The 16,970-nt window shown below is 65.7% G+C and carries 8 protein-coding genes; 1 reads left to right on the top strand and 7 read right to left on the bottom strand.

The features are described from left to right. Positions 1-44: 44 nt before the first annotated feature. From LDQ05_RS09350 to LDQ05_RS09325, 6 genes are all read right to left on the bottom strand, one after another. The gene (locus tag LDQ05_RS09350; protein WP_226436650.1) at positions 45-848 is read right to left on the bottom strand and encodes a hypothetical protein; all 804 of its coding nucleotides are present in this window, start codon (positions 846-848) and stop codon (positions 45-47) included. Beyond that, on the bottom strand, positions 845-4,783 hold the full coding sequence (locus tag LDQ05_RS09345) for an Eco57I restriction-modification methylase domain-containing protein (RefSeq protein ID WP_226436649.1): 3,939 nt from the start codon (positions 4,781-4,783) through the stop codon (positions 845-847). Before LDQ05_RS09345 ends, LDQ05_RS09350 begins: the two co-directional genes overlap by 4 nt. Continuing rightward, positions 4,780-7,596 carry a DUF8741 domain-containing protein gene (locus LDQ05_RS09340; protein WP_226436647.1) on the bottom strand — a complete coding sequence of 939 codons (2,817 nt, stop codon included), beginning with the start codon at positions 7,594-7,596 and terminating at the stop codon, positions 4,780-4,782. Before LDQ05_RS09340 ends, LDQ05_RS09345 begins: the two co-directional genes overlap by 4 nt. Before the next feature lie 5 nt (positions 7,597-7,601). Further along, the gene (locus tag LDQ05_RS09335; RefSeq protein ID WP_226436646.1) at positions 7,602-12,743 is read right to left on the bottom strand and encodes a DEAD/DEAH box helicase family protein; all 5,142 of its coding nucleotides are present in this window, start codon (positions 12,741-12,743) and stop codon (positions 7,602-7,604) included. 286 nt (positions 12,744-13,029) lie between these two features. Beyond that, complete coding sequence (locus tag LDQ05_RS09330) at positions 13,030-13,956, bottom strand: hypothetical protein (protein ID WP_226436645.1); 927 nt, start codon at positions 13,954-13,956, stop codon at positions 13,030-13,032. Positions 13,957-13,982: 26 nt separating this feature from the next. Then, positions 13,983-14,345 (bottom strand): hypothetical protein, encoded by a 363-nt coding sequence (locus LDQ05_RS09325; RefSeq protein WP_226436644.1) that lies wholly within the window; start codon positions 14,343-14,345, stop codon positions 13,983-13,985. A gap of 234 nt (positions 14,346-14,579) precedes the next feature. On the opposite strand from LDQ05_RS09325, the gene LDQ05_RS09320 reads away from it, so the two are divergent. After that, a complete protein-coding gene (locus LDQ05_RS09320) occupies positions 14,580-15,851 on the top strand; it encodes a lipase family protein (protein ID WP_226436643.1) in 1,272 nt (423 codons plus the stop codon). Between the two features lie 19 nt (positions 15,852-15,870). Here LDQ05_RS09320 and LDQ05_RS09315 read toward each other — a convergent pair whose 3' ends face one another. Then, a complete protein-coding gene (locus LDQ05_RS09315) occupies positions 15,871-16,662 on the bottom strand; it encodes a succinate dehydrogenase iron-sulfur subunit (RefSeq protein ID WP_226436642.1) in 792 nt (263 codons plus the stop codon). Between the last annotated feature and the right edge of the window lie 308 nt (positions 16,663-16,970).

Below are 16,970 nucleotides of genomic sequence, written 5' to 3'. Positions count from 1 at the left end.
ATCCCTTCGGGAAGAGTGCCGGTGCGGTCGAGTGTAAACCAGGGTTACCCGGTGACGTTCGAAACCGACATGGCGTCGTACGCCTCCAGGATCAGCCGCTTGGTGCGGTATTCGCCGAACGCCGCCTCATCCTTGCGCTTGACGATGGGGAAGGTGTCCATGATGTAGTCGACGTCGTCACGCTCGATGCCGTAGAGATGGAAGAACGCGGCGTCGAGTTCGGCGCGAACCTTGGCTCGGGACTCCATGTTCCAAGGGGTCTGCGGTGTGCAAGCGCCAAGATCTTGGGCAAGGGACTGCATTTCGTGATTGTCGATCACAAGCTCGAGCACTCGCTCGGTAATCCATTCTGCAACGGATTTCTCGGTCCAGGTCGGGATCGAATTGGCGACGTGTGGTGGGATCATCGGTAGTTGACGCATCGTGAAGTATTTCAGATGCGTACCACCGACCTTCTGGCGGGCAACAAAATCGAATGCGAAGCTGTTGAAGTTGGCGAGTAGGACCGGTGCTGCTTCCGGGGGATCGCAGAACGCCAGGAGTGTCCCACCCTCAGGTGAAGCGTGGTTGCCGCTGATCGTTGCGATGCACGTACGCTCATCCGTGCTTCGGCAGATGTCACGCCAACCGAGAAGCCAGTCGTAGCTCCACTTCTCCTCGAGTTTGGATGCAACATCGTCTTCGCTCACCCAGTACCGGGGTATGACGACGAAGTCCGGGTCCTGTTTCTCCTCCAGGGTGACATCGCGAACGGTGCCGTCCCGCTCGTAGGTCGCCCATCGGTGATCGTAGTGATGGATCATCTTCGCTTCATACAGCGGCAGCATCGCCTCGACGTCGGTGGTCACGTTGTTATCTCCTGTCCGTCCGGGGTGTCGATATCGGTGGGGGACTCGTAGGGAACGCCAGTGGCTCGTGCCTCGGACATGGCGTCGTAGATCTCCAAGATCAGCCGCTTGGTGCGGTACTCGCCGAACTCGGCTTCGTCCTTGCGCTTGACGATGGGGAAGGTGTCCATGATGTAGTCCACGTCGTCGCGGTCGATGCCGTAGAGGTGGAAGAAGGCTGCGTCGAGTTCTGCGCGCAGAATGGACCGGCGAGTGCTCAGATATTGGCCGGTGAGCGCGGCAACACGCGCGTCGATCCATGGGAGTGGGTACGACGCAGAGGATGCGAACGCGCGAGGGGTGGGTATCGGCAACTGCTCGAGGTACCCGTAGGTCATGTGGGTACCGCCGACCTTTTGCCGTGCCACGTAGTCGAATGCATACGATGTCCACGCGCTTTGCAGCGGCGCCGTAGGTCCGGTATGGAATGCAATCGGCATCGTGTGCCCTACTGCGGTGCAGGGGAATACGGATGCGATCATCGTTCGTTCGTCGGTGCTACGGCAGATGTCGCGCCAGCCGAGAAGCCACGAACCGTGTGAACGACCCTCCAGCCGGTCGTCGACCAGGTCCTCGCGAACCCAATAGCGCGGCATGACGGCGAACGTTGGATCGGCCTTCTCCTCGGGAGTGACGAGGCGTGTAGTGCCGTCGGGTTCGTAGGTTGCCCACCGGTAGTCGAAGTGATGAATCATCTTGGCCTCGTAGAGCGGGAGGAATCGGTGTGTGTGTGTGTGTGTGTGTGTGACGAACATGCGTTCGAATATATTGCCGTTGAGCACCCAACCGTCGGCTTCGAGCTCCTCGCGGGTGTGGAAGAGATGCGAATCGCTGGTCATGTTGAAGAGGCCCTGCATGAACGTGATTCCCCAGGGATTTCCGTTGGGGTCACCCTCGCGGATCAGGATGGGAACTCGCCTGTAGATCCCGAGGGTGATTTCCGCATCGCGCCGTGTGCGGAACACCGGGCAGGTCCCGGTGTTCGGGTTCAGAAGCTTGATCTCCTCCGGGGTGAGTGTGAACCGGGTGTTCGGGCGCTGGAGGTCGGTGGGGTCGTGCGCGAAGAACGCGAAGTCGGCACGAGCCTCGTGAGTTGTACGTCCGGCGAGCGTGAGGAGACAGAATTTGAAGCTGCGGTGAACCCCATCGAACAGTGGTCGTGCATTCTCGAAGTCGTACAGACTCGCGATCGCGCCGGTCTCCACGAGATCCTTGAAGAAGAACTGCGTTGTCGCGTCCGTAGCGATACCGGTTGGCAGGATCATGCCGAATCGGCCACCGCCTGAGATCAGATCTCGTCCCGATTCGGCGAAGAGCGGGTCGGTCTTTATGCGTCCGCGTCCGGTCAAAGGATAGCGACCGGAATTGGCGGCAAAATGGCGGAACCCGTCGATGTGCCGCTTCTCGGCGGCGTATGCCCGGTGGAGTACGGGGTTCTTTGCAGCGAGGTTCACGATCAACCGTTTGCGTTTCGCGCCGGCGGCGGCCGCGATCTCGGGGTCGCGAGGGGCGAAGTACTCCTGTTCCTTCAGCTCGACGTGCTCCCACGGCGGGTTGCCCAGCACCGCGGAGAACCCACCGGCCCACCCGGTCGCCGCATTCAAGGTGTCACCCGCCCGCGCCTCGGTGGGGAACAGATGCGGGAACTCCAGATGCCAATGGAAGAAACGATATTCCGCGGACAGACGCTCGATCTCCGCGACTTGGGCCGAGTCGAGTGCATTGCTGCCCTCACGCAACGCGACGATCGTCGAATGCGTCACCGGACGCGGCGCATCCACCTGCATCGGCCACACGAATGCCGCACACCACGCGTCGGCGGCCAGCCTGGCCCGCCGATACTCGTCCGAATCCGTGTACGCCTTCAAGCGCTGCCGCTGCACATGCACATCGGCCAGCGACAATGCATCGGCCCCGACCACCCGTTCCACGACCTTCGCGAGCCCGGTGTTCGCGGTGATCGCGTCACCCAGATCGAACAGATTGCCCTGCCCCTTGCGTTCGGCCTTGTTCGCGCGCGTCGTCTCGGTGGCGATCGTCTTGACGTCACCCTCGATCGGTTTGAACGCCGCGTCCGGAAGCCCGTCGGCAAGCAACGCCGGGGTCGTACCGATCAAGGTGTTTCCCACCTTGATCTGTGCATCCAGGTAGGTGAGGGGACGGCCCGGTTCGATCGCCTCCATCCACAGCGACACCTTCGCCAACTCCGCGGCCAGCGGATTGACATCGACGCCGTAGATGCACGTCGACACCACCTCCCGCATCGCCGCGCGCACCTGCTCCGGTGCCGGCTCGGGATCACCCGTGCGGATCGCAGCGACCCGTTTCGCGATACGCCGCGCGGCACCCACCAGGAAATGCCCACTGCCACAGGCTGGGTCGCACACTGTCACCGCGAGAAGTGCCTTCACTTGGCCTTCGGAGTCGTTTGCGGACTTCACGGCGTCGTCGAGCACCGGATCCAGGGCGGTGTCGAGCAGCGACTCCACCAGCGAGGTCGGCGTGTAGTAGGAACCGGTGTCCTTGCGTTGATTGCCCGACGTGATGTCGAGGGTGTAGGTCTTCGTCGCCGGATCCCACTGCGGCACGAACTCGAGCAGCGCCTCGTAGATGCTGCCCAACTCCTCCGCCCCGAGGTTGCGGTAGTCCACCACCCGCAGCACTCCGGACTTCGGTTCGCGTACCAGCGACAGCGACCGCACCGCCGTCATCAACGCATCGTTGGACAGCTCGCACTCGGTGAGGAAATCCAGCTCACCGGCGTCGAAGAGGCCGCCGATACCGGGAACACCCAGCTCCGGCAACCCGGCTTCGCTGCCGAGCCCACCCCACACCAGCGTCAACGCCTTCCATCGGTCGCCGTAGCGGCCACCGCGGCGTCGGCGTGCCGCCCGGCGCAATCGATCGGTCGAAAAGTACGACATGTACCGCTGCCGTGCGGTGGGATCGGCGGTGGGATCGAGCAGCGCCCCGCGATCCTCGGCTACGAACGTGAACAGCAGCCGGTACACCACGCGCAGCAGCGCGTGGTTGACGTCCGACACCGAGATGCGGCCGTCGGCGAGATCGTCGCGGAGCTGCCCGTTCGCCGGGTGGGTGAGGAATCCACGGCCCAGCGTGCGCAGCGCATCGACCACCCCGTCGCGCAGTAGATTCAGTGCGCGCGAACCGTTCTCGACCGATTCGGTGCGCCACTGTTCGATGCGGCACGAGGCCGGGCCGATCTCGTCGTCACGGGTCTCGAGACGCGACACCTGACACATCGTGTACAGGAGCAGGAAGTCGGCGAACAGATCACCGTCGAAGATCGCTTCGAGATCGAACTCGACGTACGCGGACCCCACGAGCGATGTGGAATCACGCAGCAGCCGAAGCACCTGGCCGTTCGACAGGAACGCCCACAGGTGGTCGTCGCTGCGGTTCAGGAGTTCTTGGACCATCGACTGCGGCGACGACCCCGCCGCACCCGCCACACCTTTGGTGCGGGTGTCGAGCGCGGTATTCCATCCGAGAAGATGGATCGGCACCGACTGCCACGTGTGCGAGACGGGGAAGGACTGCCCGTCGACAGTGATACCGCCGCGTCCGGTGGTGGGGACACGCCCGTAGCCGAGCTGATCGAACAGCACCAGCAGGAAACGATCTCGCGTCAAACCTGCGGTGGGGGAGTCCGAGGGCAGTTGCGCCAGCGCGTCCCGGTATCCGGTCCACGCCCCGCGCAGATACGCCCACACACGGTTCGCCGCGTCGCGCACCGTCTCTCCGGTGGCGAGGTGATAGTCCTTCGGCGACAGGGTGATTCCCGACGGATCGTTCCCCGCCGCGAGCTGGGACGGCAGATCGGCGGGCAGGAGCCCACCTTGAATCCGGACGCCGACGAACGAGACGTCACTCATTTGCTTCCTCCCGCCTGCGGCACGAACACGAACACACCGAGAACATCGGCGCCCGCCTCCGGCGTCACCTTCAATCCGCGCACGATCTCCGACGACGCCTGACGTACCCGCCGGTGCGCAGCGGACATGGTGTCGGCGAGATGCCTGCCGTGCTCCTCCAGGTGCGGTCGCAGGTCGTCGAGGCCGTCCAGTACCCGCGCAAGGAACTGTTCTGCTTGCTGCGGAGGCACATTCCCGGTCGGCGATGCACCGAGCAGGCTCGTGGCGGTATCGGCGGCGAGCCAGTGCGCGCGGTCGGGAGCGCCCTGGAAGGCAAGAGTTGCGACGTCCTCGGCGACGAGCTGGCGGGTACCGCTACGCGACGGCAGCGTCATATGGAACCGGTAGCGCGTCACCAACAGCGTCGTGCGGGTGGTCACCGTATCGGTGCGGATCACCGCGCAGCGCCGCGCGGGTCGCAGTGCCGCGTCCAGTGCGGTGTCCAAGGCGGATTCGAGCACGTACTGCGCGATCGCCTCGACGGACGCGTCGGTGCGGGTCAGCACCGCTTCGCCGCGCCCGACCGGAAGATCGTGGGCAAACGGGAGCGGATCCTTCCGGCCGGGAGGCAACGCGTCCTGCAGGCCCGGTGGGAGCGGCCCGAGTGTCGCGGTGAACCCGTCAACGGCCGGCGACACCGTCGAGCGTAGTGCCCTCAGTGCGTGCTCGACACACTCGGCGACTTCCGTTCGTGTGCCGAGGGCAGCGCGGGCCGCCCCCACCTCGGCCGATACTTCCTCCGGTTTGATCGCGTGCTGCGCGTACTTCGTCTGGGCCTGCTTCTCACGGTCGGCGGCGGACTGCCACTCCTCGTAGAGGGCGTTCTGTTTCTCCTGGACACCCAGATCGAAGGTGAGCTGCTCGGCGTCGTGACCGCGCAGCAGCAGTCCCTCCATCAACGCTTCGACCACCGCCGCATTGTTGTCCGGCACCGGCACCGATACACCCGTGGCCTTGCGGATGGCCTCGTGCTTACGCAACAGGACTTCCAGGACGATCCCGTCGATCTGATTGTCGCGCCCGTACAGGGTGATCGCACGTACCTGATCCGCGCGCTGGCCGAACCGGTCGACACGACCCTCACGCTGTTCGTGGCGAGTCGGGTTCCACGCCAGGTCGTAGTGCACCACCGCCTGGAAACTCTCCTGCAGGTTCACGCCCTCGGACAGACAATCGGTGGCCACCAGGACGTGGCGACCCTCGGTGGCGGTGAGCTCGCCGATCCTCGCGATCCGTTCGTCCGGCGGCAGTGTTCCCGTGACGGCCCGGACCGCAACGTTCTTCCCGAGTGCCTTGTCGAGATGATCGGCCACGTATTCGGCGGTGTCGATGAAGCGGCAGAAAACGATCGGATCGCAGCCCTCGGCGAGGAGCTTCTTGATCTCCTTCGTCAACGCCGTCAGCTTCGCGTCGGCCTTGCCCTCCAGGGTTTGCGCATCTGCCAGAAACCTGCGCAGACGCCGTTCGGTCGCGGTTGCACTGTGCTCACCGGCATCGGCACCGGGGGTGGTGTCGGCGGATTCCACGGACTCGTCGTCGCCGTGATCGAGCACGATCGCCCGGCCGATCGCGTCGGCCTCGTCTGCGGTGCCCGCTGCTGCCGACGCTGCGCGGGTCCGTAAAGTCTGCGCAGCCGCGCGCGGCGACGACGCCAACGCCCGCAGCAGGGCAAGTGCCGACCACCAGTTGACCCGTTTGGTCAGCTCCCCGTCACCGGTGCGCACCGATTCCCGCGCGTACTCGAGGACCTTGTCGAACAGATCCCGGTACTCCGGCGACAGCGTGTAGGAGACTTCTTTGGTGAGACGATCCTTCGGGAACGGGGTGTCCTCGTCCAGGTACCGGCGGATATCACCGCGACGACGCTGAACGAAATGCCGGGCCAGGGTCTCGCGCCCCTTCCGGGTCTCGAGGTTCACCGTCTCCAAGGCAGGGTCGAGCAGACCCAGTAGGTTGCGGAAGGACTCCTCCTTGCCGCTGTGCGGGGTGGCGCTCGCAAAGATCATGTGCCGCTTCGGGTCCTGCGCGAGATCACGGATCAGCTCGTAACGCTGGGTGCGGCCCGATCCGCCCTGCCCGGCTGCCGTCACGCACGTGTGCACCTCGTCGACGATCACCAGGTCAGGGCACGTGCGGAGGAACTCGTGGCGACGACGGGAGTTCTTGATGAAATCGGTCGACACCACCGTGATCGGATAGCGTTCGAAGATCGATTCGGTGCCGATCCGGCCACGTTCGAGCCGACGCACCGTCGACGGCAGCACCAGCTCGGCCTCCAGCCCGAACTTCTCGCGCAACTCGAACTGCCACTGCTCGGCCAGCGCCGGGCTGCACAGCACAACGAGTCCACGCGCCTCACCGACCGCGAGCAGTTCGGCGGCCACCAGACCCGCCTCGACGGTCTTGCCGATGCCCACGTCGTCGGCGATCAGAAGCCGCACCACATCCTGGCGCAGCGCCATCATCAACGGGACCAGCTGGTAGGCCCGCGGCTCGACTGCGATCGACGCGAGGCAACGGAACGGGCCGGCAGTGGAGCGGAACCCGATCCGCAGCGCCCCGGTGAGCAGGCGTGCGCTGAAATTGTCGCCCAGATCGTCCGGGGTCGGCGGCGGGAACGTCGCGGGCGTGACACCTTCGCTGACGAGTACTCCGGCGATGTCGTCGTCGAGACCACCGAGGGGACGCAACACCAGGAAGTCATCGGTGCTGTCGGGTAAAACCACCCATTCACGCCCGCGGGCGGTGACCAGATTGCCGGGAGCGAACCCCATACTGCCTACTTCCTTCCCTCACCGAACACGTAACTGTGCGAGCGCAGCACGCGCAACCAGTCGTCGCCGACACCGAGACGCACCACCGACCAGCCGAGATCCATCAGATCGTCCTCCGCGGCATCATCGCGTCCTGTACCGGGGGGTTCGTCGTCGACGAACACGACAGTGGGTCCGTTCTCGCTGTGGAAGACGAAGTCGGCCGAGACCGGACCGATGGTTTCGTGTACGCCGTCGGGGAGGACGAACCCGTGCTCCATCAGCAGTGCGATGAACATCCGGTCCGCCTCGGAACGGCATCTGCCGCGCAACGCGTCGGCAGAGTCGCCGAGATCCCCGTCCGTCGCGACGAGTCGAGTGCCGCCGGCGGCCAATTCGAGCAGCAACCCGCGCACCGCGTGCCGATCGATCCGCTGATGATCCGACTGGTTCCCATACGAGAGGAGGCAGTCATAGCATGCCTTCTCGCACCGTTCGCTCGCACCGTCGGCGTGCCCGAGATCGATGCCGTCCACATCGAAATGCGCGATCTGCAAAGCGCGGCGCGCGGCGCGCGACAATGCATCCGGCTCGCTGTGCAATCGACGCAGCACCCCGGCGCCACCTTCCGCGGACTCGGTGAACAGCATCCGGGCACGCTCCTGCATGTCGGGCATCGCCTCGCTGGACAGCTCCGAATCCTCGAGCTGGAACTCGGCCTCGATACCACGCTCGAGTGCATAGCGCAGTGTGGTCGCGACAACCTCGTCGACCGCGTTCACCAGACGCAGTACCGCGATGTTGCGGGTGTCCTCGACGAACGGGATGACCTTCTGCTTCGTCGGGGCGTCGGCTGCGTCCTCGAGGTCGTCGTCCTGCGGGGTGGTGTCGGTGGCGTCCTTCTCGCTGAGCCAGTTCCCTTTGACGGTGTCGAGCCAGTAGCCCAGGTCGTTCGGGTTCTTCCGCCGGCGTCGGCCCAGATTGGTGACCCGCACCACGGCCGTGTCGCCGTAGGTGAGGGATGCGATCGGGTGGTCGTCGCCGACGATTTCGGCGTCGATACGGCTCAGTCGCGTACCGGACTGACTGAACCGGAACGATGTTTCGAGCTCGAACCCGGCACGGCGGCGCTCTTCCTCGTCCGACGAGATCCGTTCACGTCGGCGGGTGAACACCGTCTGCATCCGCATCAGGTTGTAGCGCGGAACTCCCAGCGGCACACCGCAGTTCTCACACACATCGATTCCGGGCTGTCGGACATGGTGGTATCCGCATTCCTCACAGCGCCGGGCGTCCTGCAGATCGACGGTGCCGACACCACCGGAGGCCATCGGGACCTGTACGCGCCGCACCTCGTAGCGGGCACCCTCGTGGTAGATCAGGGCGCCGGGGCCGAACTCACTGATCGCAAGGAAGCGGGGGCGCTGTAGATAGTCACCGCCGTCCATGCCCGTGCCCGCCGTGCGGACACCGGGAATGTAGGCGGCCAGAGGGAGTCTCGGGAAGCTGTAGCCGGGCAGGAATCCTTCGGATGCGAAGTACCTGTACGTGTAGAAATCCGAATGGCCGTGGTCGGAATCCTCGTTGCGCAACAACCGGAGTTGGCTCTCCGCTTCCCGTCGGCGAGATTCTGCTGCTCTGCGTGCATTGGGGGAGACCGAGGTGTCGAGGACGATCCGGTTCTGTTCCTGCTGGTCGGCCAGTGCCGCCCGGTACAGTTCGCGCCACCGGTCGCATGCGCGGTCGAACGAGTGAGGAGCCGATTCGATCACGGACTCGGCCCATCCGTCGTGCCACCACGCCGACGCGCGCAATTCGTCGCGAAGAGGAGCAACGATCGACTGTGTGCGGTCGGTAGCACGCTTGATGGTGTCCTTGTCGGCGAGGCTGCGCGCGAGATCGGGGAGCACGGGCATGCCGTCCGCATCGAGATCGAGAAGCTGCGGCAGCCGGGTGTGTAGGTTCGCGCCGGTCTCGGCCAGCCACAATGCGTGCAGATGCGACGCGAGCAGAGATTCGTTGGTCAGGTCGAGTCGGGGCGCCGCGACCGCCCCGGCGACCATGTCGCGTGAACGTCGGAAGTAATACTGGTCGTGTGCGTTGCCGGTGGCGCAGTAGGTGACCACGAGTGCGGGTTGGCCCGACCGACCGGCTCGACCGCTGCGCTGCGCGTAGTTCGCCGGGGTCGGCGGTACGTTACGCAACCCGACAGCATTGAGGCTCGCGATGTCGACGCCGAGTTCCATGGTGGGGGAGCAGAACAGAAGCGGGAGATCCCCGGAACGAAAACGGTCTTCGCGGTCCTGACGGTCGAGTTGATTGACCTGTGCCGTGTGCTCGCGTGCCTGCAGACCCGCGAGCGTCATCGCGGTGTCGCGGTAGAGGTCGCGAAAGAACGGATTGATGCGGGTTCCCCGCTCCGGGTCGACGCTCATCCGCAGGGGAGACGGTGCTGCGGTGCGCCCGTCGCCCGCTGTCCAGATCAACGCCGATGCCTTCAACCGGTAGCTGAGGCCGTCCTGTTTCGGAAGATCGATCTTGGTGAGCAGACCGGTGCGTGCGAAGACGGCGAGGAGATGTTCGATGATCTGCTGAGCATCGGCGGTATCCAGAGCCGAGCCGTCCGGGTTTCTCAGGCCGCTGCGCTCCCGCAGATACCGGCCCAGCGCCGACCGGCCCGTCAACCGGACCTCGGCACGGGGGCGCCCGGGGGATCCGGTGCGGGTGGACACCGCAGCCAGCTGCGGGGCCGGCTCCCTCGGTGGCATAGACCACAACCCCGTCAAATGTTGCTCGGACTGGCGGCGTAGCCGGGTGTGCCCGTCCTCGGTGAGACAGAAGACATCGATGGCGAGTTCACGCCGGAACTCGTCCAACACGATCCGGCCCAGATCCTCGCGCTCCCCGGGACGTGCATCACGCAGCGCCGGTGGACACCCCGTCCACAGGTCGGTGTCGGCGGCGATCTCCGACAGCGACTCGTAATCGATACGCAGCAGACCGGTCTGCTCGAGATTCGGCATCGTCACCCGCCACCCGCGCTGCAAATCCGAATAGAGGCGATACTCGATGAAATCCTTGAACGCGCGCTGCGCCGAGGCGCGCGGCCCGTACACCGCGTCGGGGTGCTGCGCATAGTCGGCGAAGTCCAGACCCAATGCTTCAACCACACGCTGAGCGACATCGTCGTGACGGAGAGGTGACGTGCTCACCGCCCGATAGACGGCACCTCGCAGCTGGGTGATCTGCACGAAGTCGTTGAAATGCCCCGCCTGTAGGCTCGCATCCTGCCGGTTGTCGACGAACGTCAACAACTTGCGGGCGTCGTCGTCGAGTTCGTCCAGCGGCAGTTGCTTCAGTGCCCGCACGATCGCTGCGCTGATCACCGAGACCGCCGAACTACGCCCTTCCGCGTCCAGCGTCGACAGTTTCCCGAAGTCGGTGCCACGAGTCTGCTCGTAGGACACCTTGCACCGCAAACAGAATCGGAACGGGGCCGGGACATATGCGGCGGGGAGGCCGTCAGGGGATTCCGTACCGGACACGTCGACCCGCACCAGGCGCGGCTGATACTTGCGCAATCGGTCGAGCACCTGCCCGTCCGAGAGCCACGACTCGGGGAAGCGGCCCTCGGCCAACGGGTCGGTCGGCCACGGCTGGTCCGCGGACACGTACAGGTAACCGTTGGCGTCGTCGCCACCGCTGGCATCGCGGTCCCGGCGCGGACGATAGCGGATCGTACCGTCCTCGTTGGTGAGCGCCACCACCAGGTACTCCTGACCGCATTCGCGGCAGAACGCCAACGGCATCAGTGCCTTGTCGGCATCCCCGGGCACCGACACCTGGTAGGTCGAGGTGACGTGGCGCCGATCCTCCGGCTCGATCGACACGTATACCGTGTCGCCCTTCGAGAAGAACTGATGCAGCCGGAACGCGAACAACGGTCGGTGGGTCTCGGGATGCTGCACCGATGAACCCGCAAGCAGTGTGGCCCGGATCGCCTGGTCGCAGTCGTCGACCGTGCATGCCGTCAGCTCCGCGAGCTGGGCTGCCGACTCACGCACCCGGGCGGGTTGCTGTCGCACGATCCGGCCCGTTCCGGGTTCTTCGTCCAAGCCGAAGGTCGACTCGATCCACGTGGCGAGCGGGGATGCCGCCAGTGCGTCGTAGTCGCCGCGGGCACCGCCGCGTCGAACATCGGCGGTCAGACCCGCGGCATCTGTCGAGTCACCGCAGGTGGCGCGGTCGAGGGTTTCTCCGATGACCCGGTCGGCGGTGACGTCGGCACCGAAGATCTGTGTTGCCACCTGCGCGACCACAGTGCGCTGATCGTCGACGGTGCCGACACTGGCCATCGTCGCCGACGTCCCGACGCACTGCAGCTCCGGCGACAGACATGCGTCGCGGACCCGGCGCACCAACATCGCGACGTCCGCTCCCTGCCGCCCCCGGTAGGTGTGCAACTCGTCGAGGACCAGGAACTGCAGGCCGCGCGCGGCCTGCACGAGGCGTCGTCGTTCCTCGGGACGAGTGAGCACCAGTTCGAGCATGACGTAGTTGGTCAGCAGAATATCGGGTGGATCGCGCAGGATCCGTTCGCGTTCCTCGCCCTTCTCCTGACCCGTGTAACGGGCAAACGTCACCGGTTCGGCGCCGGGTGCATACCCGTACCGGAGAAACTTCTCGAGTTCACCGACCTGGCTGTTCGCCAACGCGTTCATCGGGTAGACGATGATCGCCTTCACCCCGGGGCGGCGCTCCGGCATTCGCAGCACCCGATCGACGATCGGAATGATGTACGCCAGCGACTTGCCCGATCCCGTTCCTGTGGTCAGGACATACGACAGGCCCGTGTGTGCGGCTTCCACGGCCTCACGCTGGTGCTTGTGCAGGGTGATTGCGCGACTGCCGCGGTCGGCCGGGTCGGCCTTCGGCCGGAAGATCCGTTCACACTCGGGGTGCAGCAGCCCTTCGGTCACCAGATCGCCGACCGCGCCGCCGCGGGCAAAGAGAGGGTTGAGCGCCAACCACGGTTCGGGCCATTGCTCGCCACGGGCGATCAGCTCGTCGACGTGTTGTTTCAGCCGAGGATCGCGCACGTCGACAGAAGCGGTGGTGAAGGAGCGGTAGTCGTCGACCACCTGTTCGTGCACGTCGAAGATGTCCATCTTCTACCCGTCGGCTCGCGTCGCGTATCGGGGACGTGAGGCACCGGCGGCGGTGGCTACACACCGCGGGGGTGAACAGGTCATCGTTCGTTGCTCCTGGTGTCGATCGGTTCTATGAAAGTAGACGAATGAGGCGTCCGGGGCATGACCCCCCTCCGGCCGTACAGCACATCGAGCATTCTGTGCTGTCGATTACAACAGCAGGCCGACGAAACGGACGTGAACGGTCGAGATAAGGGGGGATATCGGAGGAACTCGCGTCTGTTTCCACAGGGCGGCGCCCACGTCACCGCGGCCCCACCTCCGGGCACGGCCACCGCATGCCGTCGGCGTTCCAGTCCATCGGCGACACGCCCACCGGCAGCGACCGCCGCACCACGTTGAGGCGCGAGTACTCGTCCACCGGAACGATCACCGCATTGCCGTACGTGATGGTCCAGCGCGCCGGTACGAGTATCCACTGATCGGGTTGGACGGCGATCGTGCGCAGGCATTCGTATCGATATCGGAATCGGTGGGTGGGGTCGACGCCGAGCGCGGTCGCTTTCACGAGGTTCGACGGAATGGCAAGGGGATCGGCTGTTTCGAGCACCACCGTGTTGTCGGTGTCCCACAGTCCGGCGGCCTTCTCGACGGCTCGCGCCTCCCCGTATGCGGTGGCATAGATGTTCGCACCCCAGAACAGTGCGAGAACGAGGGTGGCGGCGCTGAACAGCAGGGTGAACAGTTCCGCCGACGTCGCGTAGCGTGGTGCGTCGCCCGAGCGGACCTTCGTGAGGACCTCCGTCCCCACGGCGACGAGAACAGCACCCGATCCCAACGCCACCGGAATGAGTGTCGCGTTCACCTCGGGGCTCGCGACACCGCTGATGAACCACACCGACAGTGCGGTCAACACGATGCCGGTCGCGGTCACCGCCCATCCCGCGCGCCGGATGTGCCGTGAACGAAGGCGCGTGCGGAGCGCTCGTCGCCCGTAGGCGACCACCCACAGTGCGATGCAGACCGTCGCGGGGAGGACGACGAGCAGCGGAAAGAGCACGGCGACGCTGCCCAGCACGTAGTACTGGGTGGTGAAGCCGAGGGCGGACGCACCGATACCGAAGTACTCGAAGTATGCGTACGTCGACACCGCGCCGAAGTAATAGCACAACGCGGTGATCAGTGTGGTCGGTGCGACGATCGCGGCGACCACCCCGAGCCACTTGTTCATCGGAACCTCCCGAGTCGGTGGAAGCTTCAGCCCGACGAGGGTGCGCCCACGATGTCGGTGGGCGGATCGATGGTGAGGTCGACGGGAGGATCCGCGGGCACCGTCGGCTGCGGCCCCACGGGCACAGGTGTGGGGAGCAGGGCGATCGTGGGTCCGGTCGGTCCGAAGTCGCCCGGTTGCGGTTGCGAGCCCACGTCGATCGTCGGTTCCGGTTCGAGGGATCGAAGTGGGGTGATCGGGTCGGTGGGCACGGATGGCTCGTGCGGTTCGATGGATGGGGTGTCCCGTGCGGGAGGGGGAGCAGCGGTGGTGTCGCAGCCGGACACGAGCAGCGCCGCAGCGAGCATTGCCAGACCACAGGGGGTGTAGCGGTGAGTCCGGGTGTTCACGGTGTTCTCCCGGTCGGGTCGAGTGGGATCGTGGGCTCGTCCTCTCACTGTCCGTCGCTGCACCCGGGGCTGCATGCGTAGTGCGCTACCCGACCGCCCGGTGGACGACCGACGCCACCGTCGCGGACCGACCGGTTCTGCCCGCGATTCGGCCGGGACCGTGCGGTGCGCGGCGGTACCGTTGACGACGTCGGGGAGCGTTCCGGAAGGGTTCATCGCGAGCGAGGAGTCCCCATGCGTCGTTCGACTCCCGGAGTGTCCGTCCGAGTTCTGTTGACCGCGGTCGTCTCGACGGTGTGTGCGCTGGTGGGAGCGGGGCCCGCGTCGGCGTCGCCCGTCTCGGGGATCCCTCTCCCGCCGCCGGTGACGCTCGACGGCATCCTGCCGACACCGATCACCGACGATCCGTTCTTCGACCGTCCCGGAGATCTCGCCGCCCACCCCGTCGGTGCGGTACTGCGCGAACGCCCGACACGGATGCGGGCCCTTCCGGCGTCGGTCGTGCCACACACGGCGCAGCAGTTCATGGTGCGCTCGACGGACTCGACCGGACGGCCCATCCCGGTGACCGCCACACTCGTGTTGCCGCGCACCCCGTGGCACGGCGGGCCACGACCGGTGGTGGTCTACAACATGGCGATCGACTCGCTCGGTGCCCGATGCACGCCCTCGTACCGCATGGTGCACGAGGCCGTCGACATCGACGTGCCCCCGATGCTGCCGATCCTGCTCGCCCGTGGCTGGGCTGTGCTCGTGCCCGATCATCAAGGGCCGCACATGGCGTACGCCGCCGGCCCCCTCGCCGGGCATGCGGTTCTGGATTCGGTGCGGGGAATGCGCTCTGTGGCGCCGGAACTCGCCGAGTCGCCACTCGCGATGACCGGCTACAGCGGCGGTGCCATCGCGACGGGGTGGGCCGCGCAACTGCAACCGACGTACGCACCCGATGTGCAGTTCACCGGAGCCGCCGCCGGTGGCCTGCCGGCCGACCTGGCGTTGCTGCGGACGACGTTGAACGGGCAACTGGGATCGGGGCTGTTCCTGGCGGCGACAATGGGCCTGGCCCGCGAGTACCCGCAGCTGTTGGTGCTCGCGAACCCACTGGTCGCGGTCGCCGCAGCGAGCCCGTTGAAGGATCAGTGCACGATCGTGCTGGCCGCGGCCGGCGCGGCGATGATTCCCGTCGAGTCGTTCACCACCGTGCCCGATCCGTTCGACGAGCCGGTGGTCCGGCAGGTCCTCGACGCCAACCGGCTCGGCGGACAGATCCCGCAGGCCCCGATGTACCTGTACCACGGGTCGTCGCAAGTGTTCCTCGGGGACGAGTTCATCCCGGAATCGGGAGTGATCGCCGTACAACAGAAATGGTGTGCAGGTGGTGCGAACGTCGCGTACGTGCCGGTGTGGGGTGAACACCTGACGGCCGCCGTCGCCGGCGCACCGGGGATGATGGAGTGGATCGCCGATCGGCTCGCGGGGATACCTGCCCCGCAGGGATGTCCGTGACGATGGTGTACTCGCGCTGCTACCGGACCACGGCCTTCCGGTGGAACAACAATGCCCGCTTCACCTCGGTGATCGCCTGCGTCACCTTGATTCCGCGAGGGCATGCCTCGGTGCAGTTGAACGTCGTGCGGCAACGCCACACACCGTCGACACCGTTGAGGATCTCCATGCGCTCCTCCGCGCCCTCGTCTCGGCTGTCGAAGATGAACCGGTGGGCGTTGACGATCGCGGCCGGCCCGAAATAGCTGCCGTCCGCCCAGTACACCGGGCACGAGCCCGTACAACACGCACACAGAATGCACTTCGTCGTGTCGTCGTAGCGGGCACGGTCGGTCTGCGACTGGATTCGTTCGCGAGTCGGTTCCTGCCCGGATGTCATCAGGAACGGCTTGATCTGCCGGTAGGAGTCGAAGAACGGTTCCATGTCGACGACGAGATCTTTCTCCACCGGCAAGCCCTTGAGCGGGGCGATCGTGATGACGGTGTCTTTGCCATCCTTGCGCAACATATCGCGCATCAGCACTTTGCAGGCGAGTCGATTGACGCCGTTGACGATCATCGCGTCCGACCCGCACACCCCGTGAGCGCAGGACCGGCGGAACGTGAGGGTGCCGTCCAGATATCCCTTGACGTAGATCAGGAGGTTGAGCAACCGGTCGGTGGGTAGGCACGGGACCTGGAAACTCTCCCATCCGGCCTTGTCCGGGGCCTCCGGGTTGAATCGGAGGATTTTCAACGTCACCGTGACCGCACCGTCGGGGGCAGGAAGATCGGCGGTGGAACCCGGTTCATCGTTCGTGTGAACGGACATGCCACTCGGCTCCCGGCGTCGACGACAAGGGCTGTCGGCCCCGGCCGACCCGGCTCGGGCCTGTACTCCAGGCTAACGCCGGGTGGTGGACTTCGTCGCGGGTTCGAGGGTTTCAGACGGTGGTGAGAGTGGGGACGGGGACGGGTTCGGTGGGGGAGCGCCGCCAGCGTCCGGGTGCGTGGGCGCGGAGTCAGGGTCCCGTAGTTGTTGACCGTCAGGGCGGTGACCTGCTATTTCATCCTTCCAGGATCAGGCCGACGGCCTGATACGGGTCTGCTGCCAGGCGTCGGCAGGCGCGGGCGATGTTC

This window comes from Rhodococcus yananensis, from assembly GCF_020515525.1.
In the GTDB taxonomy this organism is placed as follows: Bacteria; Actinomycetota; Actinomycetes; order Mycobacteriales; family Mycobacteriaceae; genus Rhodococcus; species Rhodococcus yananensis.
The sequence above is the reverse complement of the archived record's forward strand: the minus strand, read 5'-3'. Positions and strand labels throughout refer to the sequence as shown.

What these genes read in the sequence shown, in the direction of transcription:
- LDQ05_RS09345 (WP_226436649.1), bottom strand. Translation starts at nt 4,783, where the DNA reads ATGAGTGACGTCTCGTTCGTCGGCGTCCGGATTCAAGGTGGGCTCCTG.
- LDQ05_RS09335 (WP_226436646.1), bottom strand. Translation starts at nt 12,743, where the DNA reads ATGGACATCTTCGACGTGCACGAACAGGTGGTCGACGACTACCGCTCC.
- LDQ05_RS09315 (WP_226436642.1), bottom strand. Translation starts at nt 16,662, where the DNA reads ATGTCCGTTCACACGAACGATGAACCGGGTTCCACCGCCGATCTTCCT.
- LDQ05_RS09340 (WP_226436647.1), bottom strand. Translation starts at nt 7,596, where the DNA reads ATGGGGTTCGCTCCCGGCAATCTGGTCACCGCCCGCGGGCGTGAATGG.
- LDQ05_RS09330 (WP_226436645.1), bottom strand. Translation starts at nt 13,956, where the DNA reads ATGAACAAGTGGCTCGGGGTGGTCGCCGCGATCGTCGCACCGACCACA.
- LDQ05_RS09320 (WP_226436643.1), top strand. Translation starts at nt 14,580, where the DNA reads ATGCGTCGTTCGACTCCCGGAGTGTCCGTCCGAGTTCTGTTGACCGCG.